Here is a 299-nt window from a genome sequence, read left to right on the forward strand (position 1 = left end):
GAACTGGCGATGACCGAGGAAGAAAAGGATGTTCTGCGTGAGCATGGCCATGAGTACGGCGCGGCTACCGGTCGTCCCCGTCGGGTTGGTCCCTTTGATGCGGTTGCCAGCCGGTATGGCGTACAGTGCCAGGGCTGCGATGAACTGGCACTGACCCTGCTGGACGTGCTGGATTACATGGAGGAAATCCCCGTAGTGGCGCAGTACCGTCTGTCTGACGGCAGCCTGACCACCCGGTTCCCCATGGGCAAAACGCTGGATGACGCACAGCCTGTTGTGGAAAAGATGCCCGGCTGGCA

Annotated in this window: 1 protein-coding gene; it reads left to right on the top strand. The window is 60.9% G+C overall.

Translation table 11 applies throughout. The features are described from left to right. Positions 1-299 (top strand): adenylosuccinate synthetase (locus tag H6B10_RS16015; RefSeq protein WP_204652424.1); only part of this gene is annotated, 299 nt, incomplete at both ends.

Origin of the sequence: Gemmiger formicilis (genome assembly GCF_016901605.1) — a bacterium.
GTDB classification, from domain to species: domain Bacteria; phylum Bacillota; class Clostridia; order Oscillospirales; family Ruminococcaceae; genus Gemmiger; species Gemmiger formicilis_B.